We start from the raw sequence: 12,739 nt of genomic DNA on the forward strand, positions 1-12,739 counted from the left end.
CCGGAAAACACTACGGGCCACGGCGCCGACACAGGACCCTCAACCTGTGCGGCACCGCAGCCCGGAGCTGTATGCCGGAGGCGGGGACCGTCCGAGAGCTGTGCGGGGCCCTCGAACGACGCCTCCGACCGAGGAGGTGCCTCGCGCGGTCAGGGCAGATGCGCGGAGGACGTCTCCTTGGTGCATCACCATTGTGGACTAGACCAATCTGGGTTGTCCAGAGCCGCGCGGCGATTGGTCTGGACAACGCCGCCGGGGGCGGTCGGCGATACGCTCACGGTGTGCCCTCGCTGAACGAACTCGTCCGCCGCCACACCACCCTCACCGGTGCCGACGTGGAGTGGCTGCATCTGCTGGTCTCGGAGTGGCAGCTGCTCTCCGACCTCTCCTTCGCCGACCTGGTGCTGTGGATCCCCACCTGGGACGGCATCCGGTACGTCTCGGTGGCCCAGATGCGGCCCAACACCGGCCCCACCTCCTACCAGGACGACATGGTCGGCCACCTCGTCCCGCGCGGCCGCCGGCCGCTGCTGGACGCCGCCTACGACGAGGGGCGGATCGTCCGCGAGGGCGACCCGGAGTGGCGCGAGGAGGTCCCGGTCCGGGTGGAGTCCATCCCGGTGCGCCGGGAGGGCAAGGTGCTCGGCGTGATCGCCCGGAACACCAACCTGCTGACGGTGCGCACCCCCAGCCGGCTGGAGCTCACCTACCTGCAGAGCGCCTCCGACCTGGCCCAGATGATCGCTGCCGGCAGCTTCCCCTACCCCGGCGCCGAACAGGCCGACATGGACGCCGCCCCCCGGGTCGGCGACGGCCTGATCCGGCTGGACGCCGAGGGCGTGGTGACGTACGCCAGCCCGAACGCGCTGTCCGCCTACCACCGGCTCGGACTCACCACCGACCTGGTGGGCAGTCACCTCGGCAGGAGCACCGCCGAGTTGGTGCCGCCCAGCCGCAGCAAGGTGCACGAGGCGCTGGTCAAGATGGCCAGCGGCTGGGCCCCCCGGCAGACCGAGGTCGAGGCGCAGGGCGGCGTGGTCACCCTGCGGACCATCCCGCTCAAGCCCAAGGGCACCCCCACCGGCTCCCTGGTGCTCTGCCGGGACGTCACCGAACTACGGCGGCGCGACCGAGAGTTGATGACCAAGGACGCCACCATCCGGGAGATCCACCACCGGGTCAAGAACAACCTGCAGACGGTCGCCGCGCTGCTCCGGCTGCAGTCCCGCCGGATGGACTCCGAGGCCGGCCGGGCCGCCCTGGACGAGGCGGTCCGCCGGGTCGGCTCGATCGCCATCGTGCACGAGACGCTCTCCCAGGCCCTGGACGAGCAGGTCGCCTTCGACGAGATCGCCGACCGGGTGCTCGCCATGGTGATGGAACTCTCCCAGGACGGCCGGGTGGTGACCCGTCGCAGCGGCTCCTTCGGCATCCTCTCCGCCGAGGTCGCCACCCCGCTGGCGATGATCCTCACCGAACTGACCCAGAACGCCCTGGAGCACGCGTTCGGCCCGAGCGCCTCCGGCCACCTGGAGGTCGGCGCACTGCGCGGCCGCGCGCCGGTCGGCGGCAAGGGCTGGTCGGACAGCTGGAACAACGGCGTCAAGCCGGAGGAGTACCTGCTGATCACCGTGCAGGACGACGGCCGCGGCATGCCCGAGGGCTTCGACCCGCAGCAGGCCGGCAACCTCGGCCTGCAGATCGTTCGCACCCTCGCCACCGGCGAACTCGGCGGCACCTTCGACATGGTGGCCGTCCCCGGCGGCGGCACCAAGGTGGTGCTGGAGATCCCCGTCCGCTGACCGCCGCCGACCGCCGTCCGCACGGCAGGGCCCGGAGACAGAAACGAGGCCCTGCCGACCGGGGGGGGTGGGTCGGCAGGGCCTCTCAACCCGGTCCGGCCGTCGGGGGGAGTCGGCCGGAACGGGGGCTCTGGAGTGGCGCGACGCACGCCCCGTGCGTTGCACACGGTGAGCGCCACAGGCCAACGATATTGCTCTGTGTGAACAGTATCAAGTGCCTGAGCGGCTCGCGTCGTCGGTCCCGCGGATGGGAGCGGGCCCGTTCGGGAAGGCTCGGCCGACCAGCGCGGCCGAACCCTTGATCGTGGGTTGATCCGTAAGGCTTCTGACGGTGTGTCAGGCGGTGCGGGCGCGGTTGCGGGCGGCCCGGCGCTTCATCGCGCGGCGCTCGTCCTCGCTCATGCCGCCCCAGACGCCGGCGTCCTGGCCGGTCTCGAGCGCCCACTGCAGGCACTGCTCCATGACGGGACAGCGGCGGCACACGGCCTTGGCTTCCTCGATCTGCAGCAGAGCGGGGCCGGTGTTCCCGATCGGGAAGAACAGCTCCGGGTCCTCTTCGCGGCAGACAGCGCGGTGGCGCCAGTCCATGGTCGTCCAACTCCTCCGGTCGACGGGCGGAAGCCCGTGACTCACTCGAATGGCTTGTGAATGTGAACGCTTTCACGAATCCCGCAACAGCAAAAGGGACCTAAGGCCCATCGGGCCCGGGCGGTCTGTGCTGAGAGGGGTTCGGCGATTCGAGGGGCTCTCCCGCGATGTCCCGCTGCGGTGTGTCCCGATCGCCATGTAGAGGTTCGCAAACCTCGGAGCCGGATACAACCCCCTTCGGCAAGAAATTTTTGATTCTTCGGTGTCGCCTACCTCACAGGCAGTACTTCTATGGAGTGAAGGGGCTCGAACGTTCGAGAGCAAGGCAATGCACCCCTTCTGGTCACACAATCACACGCAGTGCCCGGCGTACGCCTGTGAAACTGACGCGACTCCTGTCTCCAAGGTGGTCCCCGTCGACCTGAAACGGGGCCGGTTCCTGTGAAACCAAGGTGAAGTGCCGGACGTCGTGATAGGTGACGAGATGCTTCCCCGCCGGGCCGTCCGGGCGCCTGCCGTGCTCCGCCGGGGGGAGCGGACGCAGAATCTGACGAACCGTTCGGGCGGTCCGGAACGCGGTCATTCGAGTGATTCCGAAGATGTCCAGATCGGTTTCGAAGGACGCCGAGGGCGAGGGAAAGACCGGCCGGGAACCCAGGAACGTCCACGGCGAAGTGTTCGACACTATGGCCATCACCATGCCCGGCACCGGGTCCTGGCCGTTGATCTCCAGGGAGATCGGCCCGGAACGGCGGTGTTCACGTTCCGTGACGTAGTGCCGGAGCGCCTCGACCACGTAGAGCGCGTGCGTGGACTTGCGCCCCGCCCGGCGCTGGCGCTCCACCCGGCCGACCACGCCCGCGTCGAAGCCCAGTCCCGCGGTGAAGGTGAACCAGCGGTCCGGCAGCCCGGCGGTCAGCGCCTTGCCCAGGCCGATCGCCCGCTCCCGCCGGTGCGCCAGCGCGTCCAGCAGGGCGCCGGTCGCCTCCACCGGGTCGTTCGGCAGGCCCAGCGCGCGGGCGAACACGTTGGTCGACCCGCCGGGGACCACCGCCAGCCGCGGCACCCGCTCGCCCGGCCCGTGCGCCAGCAGGCCGTTCACGACCTCGTTGACGGTGCCGTCGCCCCCCAGGGCCACCACCAGGTCCACCGAGCCGTCCTCGGCCGCCTGCCGGGCCAGGTCGCCGGCGTGGCCGCGGTACTGGGTCTCGGCCACGTCCAGCTTCAGATCGCTCCGCAGGGCATGGATCAGCACGTCCCGGGTCCGGCCACTGGTGGTGGTCGCCTTCGGGTTCACGACCAGGAGAGCGCGCATGGTGATCAGCCTACGACCCGGCCCGCGCGGGGCGACCGTTACCCTGGCCCGGTGACCGCTGAATCCGCCACCGCCGCCCCCGCCGCCGACCGGCCCGTCCCGCTGCTCGTCGGCGCGGGCATCACCGCGCTGGAGGGCGCCGCCATGGCCGGCTGGGGCCTCTACGACCTGGTCGCCGGCTTCCTCGGCGAGGACGCCGACTTCGGCCGCGCCGAACTCGGCGGCGCCGTGCTGCTGCTGATGGGCCTGCTGCCGCTGCTGGCCGGGCGGGCGCTGCTGCGCCGGCAGCGCTGGGGCCGCAGCCCCGCCGTGCTCACCAACTCGATCTGCCTGCCCGTCGCGTACTACATGTGGCAGTCCGGCGGGGCGATGGCGGTCGCCGCCGTCGCGGTCGCCGTGCTCGGCCTGGCCGGCATCGTCGCGCTGCTCAACCCCCGGGTCACCGCCGTCCTCTACGGCGAGCAGTAGGGCCTCCGCCCGCGCGAACGCCGCAGGGCCCGCCCCGGGATCGGGGGCGGGCCCTGCGGCGTTCGCCGGCGCCTGCGGCCGTGGCTACTCCTCGACCAGCAGCTTCTCGCGCAGCTGCGCGAGGGTGCGGGCGAGCAGCCGGGAGACGTGCATCTGCGAGATGCCGACCTCGGCCGCGATCTGCGACTGCGTCATGTTCCGGAAGAACCGCAGCACCAGGATCTTCTGCTCCCGGGGCGGGAGTTGGGCCAGCAGCGGCTTCAGCGACTCGCGGTACTCGACGCCCTCCAGGGCCTCGTCGGTGGCCCCCAGGGTGTCCGCCACGGCCGGCGACTCGTCGTCGCTGTCCGGGACGTCCAGCGAGAGCGTGGAGTACGCGTTGGCGGACTCCAGGCCCTCCAGCACGTCCTCCTCCGAGATGCCCAGGTGCTCGGCCAGCTCGTGCACCGTCGGCGACCGGCCGTGCCGCTGGGACAGCTCGCTGGTCGCCGTGGTCAGCGACAGCCGCAGCTCCTGCAGGCGGCGCGGCACCCGCACCGCCCAGCCCTTGTCCCGGAAGTGCCGCTTGATCTCGCCCACGATGGTCGGCGTCGCGTACGTGGAGAACTCCACGCCCCGCTCGTGGTCGAACCGGTCCACCGACTTGATCAGGCCGATGGTGGCGACCTGGGTCAGGTCGTCCAGCGGCTCGCCCCGGTTGCGGAAGCGCCGGGCCAGGTGCTCGACCAGCGGGATGTGCATCCGGACCAGCTGGTTGCGGATCTCCACCCGCTCCGCCGACCCCTCCGGCAGCTCGGACAGCCGCACGAACAGCGCCCGGGCCGCCTCGCGGTCCGGGGCGCCGCTGCGGTGCGCCTGCGCCGGGACGGTCGAACGGACCGCCTCGGCGGCGGCCACCGGGGCGTCGTCCGCGGCGGTCTCGGCCGCGGGCGACGTCTCGGGCCGCTCGGGCTTCGGGTCGGTCGGCTGGCTCATCCGGTGGGAGTCCTTCACGAGGGCTTCTTCAGGGGCGGCGGTGCGGGCAGCACTGGCCTGCGGCGGTACGACGGCTGTGCGGTCCAGATCACTCACGGCGATCACCCGTTCCGTTCCGAGAACACGTCACTGGCTACGGCTGGCCCGGCGACCCGCCGCGCTTCTTGTGCAGACTGATGGTGACCGTCTTGTCCGCGGCCACCGTCGAGTCCACCTCGCCGGCCAGCGCGGACAGCACCGTCCAGGCGAAGGTGTCCCGCTCCGGGGCGCGGCCGTCGGTGGTCGGGGCGGAGACCGTCACCCGCAGCGCGTCGCCCACCAGCCGGAACTCGCAGCTCAGGATCGAGCCGGGAACGGCCTGTTGGAGCAGGATCGCGCAGGCCTCGTCCACCGCGATGCGGAGATCCTCGATCTCGTCCAGGGTGAAGTCCAACCGGGCCGCGAGGCCGGCGGTCGCCGTCCGCAGCACCGAGAGGTAGGCGCCCGCCGCGGGCAGGCGGACCTCAACGAAGTCCTTCACTCCGGGCTCGCCGTCGATCTGGGACACCCTCACCTCCTGGGTGACGCACGGTGCTCGCGGCCGGGGAAGGCCCTGCCAACACCACTGGCTCGGTTCAACTGCCTTGTGCCCCGAGACGTTACCGCGCCCGGGGCCGGTCTGTCGTGATCTCGTACCACCGTCACGGGAACGAGGGATCACCGTTCGAACAGGGGCGCGTTCAACGGGGCGTGGAGCCCAGTTCGGCGAGCGCGCCGTCGGTCAGCCGGAAGACCGTCCACTCGTCCATCGGCACCGCGCCGAGGGACTTGTAGAAACCGATCGACGGCTCGTTCCAGTCCAGCACCGACCACTCCAGCCGGTGGTAGCCGCGCTCCACGCAGATCCGGGCCAACTCGGTCAGCAGCGCCTTGCCGTGGCCGCCGCCGCGCTTCTCCGGGCGGACGTAGAGGTCTTCCAGGTAGATGCCGTGGGTGCCGCGCCAGGTCGAGAAGTTGCGGAACCAGAGCGCGAAACCGACCGGCTCGCCGCTCTCGTCCTCGGCGATCAGGCCGAACAGCGCCGGGTGCTCGCCGAACAGCGCGTCGCGCAGCTGCTCCTCGGTGGCCCGGGCCTCGTGCAGGGCCCGCTCGTACTCGGCGAGTTCGCGGATCATGGCGTGGACGAAGGGGACGTCGGCGGGAGTCGCGGTGCGGATCATACGGTCGAGCGTACTCATCTCCCCCCTCCGTCCGGAACGGTCTTTATGCCCGGCACAGGACCGCCGAAAACGGTCCGTGCCGGGCAGGGGGACAACAGGGCCGGGCGTCAGGCGCGTTGGCGGGCGAGCAGCGCGTTCAGCAGGGCGGCGCCGCGCCCGGCGTCGTCCACGCTGACCGCGAAGTCCTGGCCGGTGGCGCGGAGCCGGACCACCAGGCACTCGCCGGAGCGCAGCATCACCGTGGTGCCCAGCCCGGAGAGCCGGTAGCCCCAGCCGCCGACCCGGGCGGCGGTGCGGACCTCGACCCGGGCCGAGTCCAGCTCCGCCGGGGACCAGCGGCGGGTGGGCAGGCCGAGCGGGCCGAGCGCCACCTCCAGGCCCGCCGCCGAGACCCGGGCCCGCACCGAGCAGCAGCTCGCGCCCGCCGCGCCGACCACGGCGGACACCGCGAACAGCGTCCAGCCCGGCCCGGCCGCCAGCACGCCGGTCAGGACGAGCGGCAGCGCCGCCGCGGCCAGCAGCCCGCCCACCGCCGCCAGCCCGCCCAGCGGCCGGTTCACGGCCCGGGAGAACCACACCAGCCGCTCCCCGTCGGCGAGTTCGAGCACCGGGCCGGTGACGGCGGGCGGCGCGGGCACGGGGCCGCCCCGGCCGGTCAGCAGCCGGACCGCCGCGCCGGTCGCCAGCGAGGCCGCGAGCACGCCGAGGAACCCGCCGAGCGGCAGGGCGGCGGTGTGCCAGTCGGCGCGGTCCAGGTTGGCGCCGACCGAGACGGCCTGCAGGCCGGGGAAGAGCACGCCGCCCGCCGCCAGACCGCCCAGGCTCCAGGCCCGGAAGCCCGGGTCGACGCCCCGGCGGACCCCGAACAGGGCCACGCCGCCCAGCGCCGCCCAGAGCAGGGCCGGCACCGCGCAGGCCGCCCAGAAGGGCATCGAGCCGTTCGCGGTGCGGCCGCTCCAGTGGGTGGCGAGCTCCGCCGGCAGGCGGTCGGCCGCGAGCAGCGGCAGGACGGCGGTGAGCGCCGCCGTCACCGCCCACCAGGCGGTCGGCAGCAGCAGGCCGCCGCGGGGCGGGTCCTCCGGTCCGGTCATGGCATCCCCCTGATCAGTTCGACGAGTTCGGCCCTGCTGTAGCCGAGACGGGCCGCCTCGGCGACCAGGGCGCGGGCCTGCTCCAGCAGCCCGGAGCGGTGGTCGGCGGCGGCGGCGACGGTCACGCCGCGACCGCGGCGGAACTCCAGCAGGCCGTCGTCGCGCAGGTCGCGCAGGCCGCGGAGCACCGTGTTGACGTTGACGTCGAGCGCCTCGGCGAGCTCCCGCGCCGACGGCAGCCGGTCACCGGGCCGGCACTCGCCCTCGGCGACGGCGCGGCGGACGGCGGCGGCGACCTGCTCGTGCAGGGGGCGGGTGTCCCGGGTGTCCAGTCTCAGCAGCATGGTGCTAATGAAAGTAGCACCATCGGCTTCATCAGTGAAGGGGGGTCGGTGGGGAGACGACGCCTGCGGCGGGCGGGGGCGGGAACGGACGGAGAGATGGAGGGGCGAGTGGGGGAGGGGAGGCAGGTGGGGGCGACGCCTGCGGCGGACGCGGCGGAGAGGAGACGCCTGCGGCGGGCGCAGGAGAGAAGGCGATGCCTGCGGGGGCAGGGCAGGGCAGGGCAGGGCAGGCGGGGGCGACGCCTGCGGCGGGTGTGGCTGCCGGGCGCTGGGTGGGAGCGACTGCGGCGAGGGGTGGCGGCTGGGAGGCGGGTGACGAGGCGTGACTGCCTGCGGTGGGTGGCGAGGTGTCGGGACGGGACGCCTGCGGCGGGTGTGGACGCCGGACGCTGGGTGGGAGTGCCTGCGGCGTGAGGTGGGTGACGAGGCGTTGGTGTGGGAGGGCCTGCGGTGTGGGGTGAGGTGTCGGGGCGGGAATGCGGAACACCCGGCCGCCGGGGCCCCGTTGGTCGGGGTGGTGGTGGCCGGGTGTTCCGGTGGTGCGGGTGAGAGGGCGTCAGGCCTTCTTGGTCTCCCAGAAGATGGCGTCGATCTCGGCGATCAGGTCGAGCAGGGCCTGGCCGGTCGCCGGGTCGGTGGACGCCTTGGCGGCCGAGGCGGCCTTGCCGGCCCGGTTGAAGAGGTCGTGCAGGCCGGGGTAGGCCTCGAAGTGCGGGGCCTTGAAGTAGTCGGTGTGCAGGACCGAGAGGTGGTGCTTGACCAGCTCGGCGCGCTCCTCCTTGATGACGATGGCGCGCGCGCGGAACTCGGCGTCCTCGTTGGCCTGGTACTTCTCCTGAGTCGCCTTCACCGACTCGGCCTCGATGCGGGCCTGGGCGGGGTCGTAGACGCCGCAGGGCAGGTCGCAGTGGGCGTGGGCGGTGACTCGCGGAGCAAACAGACGAGAGAACATGGTGGTCCTTCCTTAGATCGTCTTCCCGCGCCGAGATTACCCCGACGCCCGGCCGAATTCGCGGTCGCCCCGGGGGCCTAGGGCAAAAGAAGGAGTCCGAATCGTGCGATATGGGACACCGTTCGGCGTCGTCGACGTCGCCGGCCCGTCGATGCGCCGGCTGCTGTCCGACGGCGACCGGGTGCTGGTGCGGTACGGCGCGCCGCCGCGGCCCGGCGCGGTGGTGCTGTTCCGGCACCCGCGGCGGCCGGAGCTGCTGGTGGTGAAGCGGGCGGTCGGGCGCCGTCCGGGCGGGTGGTGGATGCTCTCCGACAATCCGCTGGTGCGTACCGACAGCCGTGAATACGGCGTGGTGCCGGACGAGTTGGTGCTGGGCCGGGTGCTGCTGCGGCTGGCTCCCCGGCCGGCCTGGCTGGCTCCGGGGCGGCGGCTGGAGCGGGTGCTGCGCGGGCGGCCGGGGCGGTTGGCCGCGCGGCTGGGCGTGGTGGCACCGTTCGAGGCGGAGCCGTGACGGGGCGTCAGGCCCCGGCGGCCACGGCCTCCTCGGCGGCCCGCTGGGCCTCCTGGCGCTTGCGGGCCCGGTAGGCGGCCACGTTGGCCCGGGTGGCGCAGCGGTCCGAGCAGTAGCGCCGGGAGCGGTTGGTGGAGGTGTCCAGGTAGGCGTTGCGGCAGGGCGCGGCCTGGCAGATGCCGAGCCGGTCGACGCCGAGTTCGGTGAGGTGGATGGCCAGGCCCATGCAGGCGACGGCCGCGTAGTTGGCGGCGGCGGTGGGCGCGTTGTCGGCCAGGTGCAGGTGCCAGTTGGGGCGGCCGGTGTCGTCCAGGTCGTCGTGGCCGGAGACCAGCGGGCTGACGGGGTACTCCACCATCAGGCTGTTCAGCAGGTCGACCGCCCGGACGTCCTCGCCCGCGTCGGCGGCCTCGAAGACCCCGCGCAGCCTGGTGCGGACGGCGCGCAGCCGGGGCAGGTCGGAGCCGTCGGCGAGCGCGGCGGCCCGGGACGGCGCCCCGAACAGGGCGCGGACGGCGTCCGCCGAGGTCAGTTCGTCGGTGCCGCGGGCGGGTTCCTCGCTGTTGACCAGCCGGACGGCGAAGTCGGCGTAGGAGGAGAGCTCCACGGGGTTCCTTCCGAACGAATGTAACGGGTCGAATGACTCCAGGGTATTACAGTCGGGCCCGGAAAAGGCGGTGCCCGCCGCGCGCCGGGGGCGCGGGGCGGGCACCGGGGGGTGCGGGCGGGTCAGAGCACCTTGGAGAGGAAGGCCCTGGTCCGCTCGTGCTGCGGGTTGGTGAGCACCTCGCGCGGGTGGCCGGACTCGACCACCACGCCGCCGTCCATGAACACCAGCGCGTCGCCGACCTCGCGGGCGAAGCCCATCTCGTGGGTCACCACGATCATGGTCATGCCCTCCTCGGCGAGGCCGCGCATGACGTCCAGCACCTCGCCGACCAGTTCGGGGTCGAGCGCCGAGGTGGGCTCGTCGAACAGCATCAGCTTGGGCTTCATGGCCAGCGCCCGGGCGATCGCCACCCGCTGCTGCTGGCCGCCGGAGAGCTGGGACGGGTAGTTGCCGGACTTGTCGGCCAGGCCGACCCGCTCCAGCAGGGCCATCGCCCGCTCCCTGGCCTGCGCCCGGTTCTCCTTCCGGACCTGCACCGGCGCCTCGATGACGTTCTCCAGCGCGGTCATGTGCGGGAAGAGGTTGAAGCGCTGGAACACCATGCCGATGTCCTGGCGCTTGAGCGCGACCTCGCGGTCCTTCAGCTCGTACAGCCGGTCGCCCCGCTGCCGGTAGCCGACGAGTTCGCCGTCCACGTACAGCCGCCCGGCGTTGATCTTCTCCAGGTGGTTGATGCAGCGCAGGAAGGTGGACTTGCCGGAGCCGGACGGGCCGACCAGGCAGAACACCTCGCCCTGCTGCACCTCCAGGTCGATGCCCTTGAGCACCTCGACCTGGCCGTAGGACTTGTGGACGCCCTCGGCCCGGACCATCGGGCGGCCGGGGGCCGCCTGCGGCTTGGACAGGTCGGTCATGACGGGGTCCCTCCGTCCTGCGCGGGCCTGGCCGGGGCCCGGCCGGCGAGCAGCGTGCGCAGCCGCTGGACCGGGGTGGGCGGCAGGGTCCGGTTGGTGCCGCGGGCGTAGTGGCGCTCGATGTAGTACTGGCCGACGGTCAGGATCGAGGTCATCAGCAGGTAGTACATGGAGACGGCGATCAGCACCGGGATGGTCTGGAAGGTGCGGGCGTAGATGTCGTGGCCGGCCGTGAACAGCTCGACCAGCGCGATCACCTGCACCAGGGAGCTGGTCTTCAGCATCGAGATGGTCTCGTTGCCGGTCGGCGGGATGATCACCCGCATCGCCTGCGGCAGCACGATCCGGCGCATGGTGGCGGCCTTGGACAGGCCGAGCGCGTGCGCGGCCTCGGTCTGGCCCTCGTCCACCGACTGGATGCCGGAGCGGACGATCTCCGCCATGTAGGCGGCCTCGTTCAGGCCGAGGCCGAGCAGGGCCGCGGTGAACACCGGGATCAGGGTGTTGGAGCTCTCGGACCAGAACGACGGGCCGAACGGGATGCCGATCGACAGGGTCGGCCAGAGCGCGCCGATGCTGTTCCAGAAGACCAGCTGCACCAGCACGGGGGTGCCGCGGAAGACCCAGATGTACACCCAGGCGGCGCCGGAGAGCACCGGGTTGCCGGAGAGCCGCATGACGGCCAGCAGCACGCCGCCGACCACGCCCATCAGCATGGACAGCGCGGTCAGCTCCAGGGTGACCCAGATGCCGTGGACGATGGTGGGGTCGGTCAGGGTGTTGCCGACGACGTCCCACTTGATCGCCTGGTTGGTGAGCAGGGCGTGCACCAGCATCGCGACGAGCACCGCGATGACGGCCACGCCCACCCAGCGTCCGGGGTGGCGTACCGGGACGGCCTTGATGGCCTCGGGCCGTCCCGGTGTCACCGACCCCTGGTCGGTCTTGTTCACGTGATTACCTCGTCAGGGGTTCGGGTGGCGGAGGGTCAGCTCTTGGCGGCGTTGATCTCGGAGGTGGTGACGGCGCCGGCGGCGACGCCCCACTTGTCGAGGATCTGCTTGTAGGTGCCGTCGGCGATCAGCGCGGTGACGGCACCCTGGACGGCCTTGGTCAGGCCGCTGCCCTTGGCGACGACGATGCCGTAGGGGGCGCTGTCGTAGGTGGAGCCGATCTTCTCCAGCTGGCCGCCGGTCTGCTTGAGCGCGTAGTCGATGACCGGGGAGTCGGCCAGCATGACCTGGTCGCGGCCGGCCACCAGGGCACCGGTGACGTCGGTCTGCAGGGTGAACTTGTCGCCGTCGTTCGGGATGGTCGGCTTGCCGGCCTTGGTGCAGTCCGGGTTCCGGGTGTCCTTGATCTCGTCGGCCTGGGTGGTGCCGGTCTGCACGGCGACCTTCTTGCCGCACAGGTCGTCCAGGTTGACCTTGTCCGGGTTGCCCTTCTTCACGGCGGCCGCGGAGCCGGCGGTGAAGTAGGTGACCATGTCGACGGTCTGCTCGCGCTCCTTGGTGTCGGTGAAGGAGCTCATGCCGAGCTGGTACTTGTTGGACGAGATGCCCGGGATGATCGAGGTGAAGTCGGCGTTCTGGACGTCCGCGGTCAGGCCGAGCTTCTGGGCGACGGCCTTGGCCAGGTCGACGTCCATGCCGACGATGTTGCCCTTCTCGTCCTTGAACTCGTTGGGCGCGTAGGAGGCGTCGGCCGCCACCACGAGCTTGCCGGCGGACTTGACCTCGGCCGGGACCAGGGCGGCCAGGGCCGGGTCGGCGGCGGCCGCGGAGACCTGCTGGGTCGCGTTGCCGCCCGCGGTGCCGGTCGACCCGGAGCTGCTGCTGGTGCTGCTGCCGCAGGCGGTGAGGAGCAGGGAGCCGGCGGCGAGGGTGGCAGCGGCGGCGATCAGCCGGGTGCGCTGGGTACGAGCGGTCATGAGGGGGATCTCCTCCTGGGGAGTCGGACGGGTGGTCGCG

Annotated in this window: 15 protein-coding genes; 3 read left to right on the forward strand and 12 right to left on the reverse strand. The window is 72.2% G+C overall.

Translation table 11 applies throughout. The features are described 5' to 3' along the window. The first annotated feature begins 281 nt into the window (after nt 1-281). Nucleotides 282-1,802, forward strand: coding sequence for a sensor histidine kinase (locus tag ACIQBJ_RS22745; protein WP_400713403.1), 1,521 nt, complete (start codon nt 282-284; stop codon nt 1,800-1,802). Between the two features lie 336 nt (nt 1,803-2,138). Here the strand turns inward: ACIQBJ_RS22745 and ACIQBJ_RS22750 are convergent, their stop codons facing one another. After that, complete coding sequence (locus ACIQBJ_RS22750) at nt 2,139-2,390, reverse strand: WhiB family transcriptional regulator (protein ID WP_014138019.1); 252 nt, start codon at nt 2,388-2,390, stop codon at nt 2,139-2,141. A 343-nt stretch (nt 2,391-2,733) separates the two neighbouring features. After that, nucleotides 2,734-3,705, reverse strand: a complete 972-nt coding sequence (locus ACIQBJ_RS22755; protein ID WP_400713406.1) for a diacylglycerol/lipid kinase family protein — start codon at nt 3,703-3,705, stop codon at nt 2,734-2,736. A 51-nt stretch (nt 3,706-3,756) separates the two neighbouring features. On the opposite strand from ACIQBJ_RS22755, the gene ACIQBJ_RS22760 reads away from it, so the two are divergent. Further along, complete coding sequence (locus tag ACIQBJ_RS22760; protein WP_400713409.1) at nt 3,757-4,173, forward strand: hypothetical protein; 417 nt, start codon at nt 3,757-3,759, stop codon at nt 4,171-4,173. 84 nt (nt 4,174-4,257) lie between these two features. Here the strand turns inward: ACIQBJ_RS22760 and ACIQBJ_RS22765 are convergent, their stop codons facing one another. From ACIQBJ_RS22765 to sodN, 6 genes are all read right to left on the reverse strand, one after another. After that, nucleotides 4,258-5,148 (reverse strand): RNA polymerase sigma factor SigF, encoded by an 891-nt coding sequence (locus tag ACIQBJ_RS22765; protein ID WP_400713412.1) that lies wholly within the window; start codon nt 5,146-5,148, stop codon nt 4,258-4,260. Nucleotides 5,149-5,281: 133 nt separating this feature from the next. Further along, nucleotides 5,282-5,695, reverse strand: a complete 414-nt coding sequence (locus ACIQBJ_RS22770) for an anti-sigma regulatory factor (RefSeq protein ID WP_400713415.1) — start codon at nt 5,693-5,695, stop codon at nt 5,282-5,284. Nucleotides 5,696-5,867: 172 nt separating this feature from the next. Then, a complete protein-coding gene (locus ACIQBJ_RS22775) occupies nt 5,868-6,347 on the reverse strand; it encodes a GNAT family N-acetyltransferase (RefSeq protein ID WP_400713418.1) in 480 nt (159 codons plus the stop codon). Nucleotides 6,348-6,454: 107 nt separating this feature from the next. Continuing rightward, a complete protein-coding gene (locus ACIQBJ_RS22780; RefSeq protein WP_400713421.1) occupies nt 6,455-7,438 on the reverse strand; it encodes a DUF1648 domain-containing protein in 984 nt (327 codons plus the stop codon). Next, on the reverse strand, nt 7,435-7,782 hold the full coding sequence (locus ACIQBJ_RS22785; protein ID WP_400713424.1) for a GntR family transcriptional regulator: 348 nt from the start codon (nt 7,780-7,782) through the stop codon (nt 7,435-7,437). The genes ACIQBJ_RS22780 and ACIQBJ_RS22785 overlap by 4 nt, the downstream gene beginning before the upstream one ends. 556 nt (nt 7,783-8,338) lie before the next feature. Further along, nucleotides 8,339-8,734, reverse strand: a complete 396-nt coding sequence (gene sodN / locus ACIQBJ_RS22790) for a superoxide dismutase, Ni (RefSeq protein ID WP_030457790.1) — start codon at nt 8,732-8,734, stop codon at nt 8,339-8,341. A 103-nt stretch (nt 8,735-8,837) separates the two neighbouring features. Here sodN and sodX point away from each other — a divergent pair, with 103 nt between their 5' ends. Beyond that, a complete protein-coding gene (gene sodX, locus ACIQBJ_RS22795; protein ID WP_400713427.1) occupies nt 8,838-9,245 on the forward strand; it encodes a nickel-type superoxide dismutase maturation protease in 408 nt (135 codons plus the stop codon). A gap of 7 nt (nt 9,246-9,252) precedes the next feature. On the opposite strand, the gene ACIQBJ_RS22800 is transcribed toward sodX, so the two are convergent. From ACIQBJ_RS22800 to ACIQBJ_RS22815, 4 genes are all read right to left on the reverse strand, one after another. Beyond that, nucleotides 9,253-9,852: a CGNR zinc finger domain-containing protein gene (locus ACIQBJ_RS22800; protein WP_400713430.1), complete on the reverse strand. Its 600-nt coding sequence runs from the start codon at nt 9,850-9,852 to the stop codon at nt 9,253-9,255. Nucleotides 9,853-9,974: 122 nt separating this feature from the next. Continuing rightward, nucleotides 9,975-10,769, reverse strand: coding sequence for an amino acid ABC transporter ATP-binding protein (locus ACIQBJ_RS22805; RefSeq protein ID WP_400713433.1), 795 nt, complete (start codon nt 10,767-10,769; stop codon nt 9,975-9,977). Further along, on the reverse strand, nt 10,766-11,722 hold the full coding sequence (locus tag ACIQBJ_RS22810) for an amino acid ABC transporter permease (RefSeq protein WP_400713436.1): 957 nt from the start codon (nt 11,720-11,722) through the stop codon (nt 10,766-10,768). The genes ACIQBJ_RS22805 and ACIQBJ_RS22810 overlap by 4 nt, the downstream gene beginning before the upstream one ends. A 35-nt stretch (nt 11,723-11,757) precedes the next feature. Further along, complete coding sequence (locus ACIQBJ_RS22815; RefSeq protein ID WP_400713438.1) at nt 11,758-12,699, reverse strand: ABC transporter substrate-binding protein; 942 nt, start codon at nt 12,697-12,699, stop codon at nt 11,758-11,760. Nucleotides 12,700-12,739 lie beyond the last annotated feature (40 nt).

It is taken from the genome of Kitasatospora sp. NPDC088391, assembly GCF_044753345.1.
Classification (GTDB): domain Bacteria; phylum Actinomycetota; class Actinomycetes; order Streptomycetales; family Streptomycetaceae; genus Kitasatospora.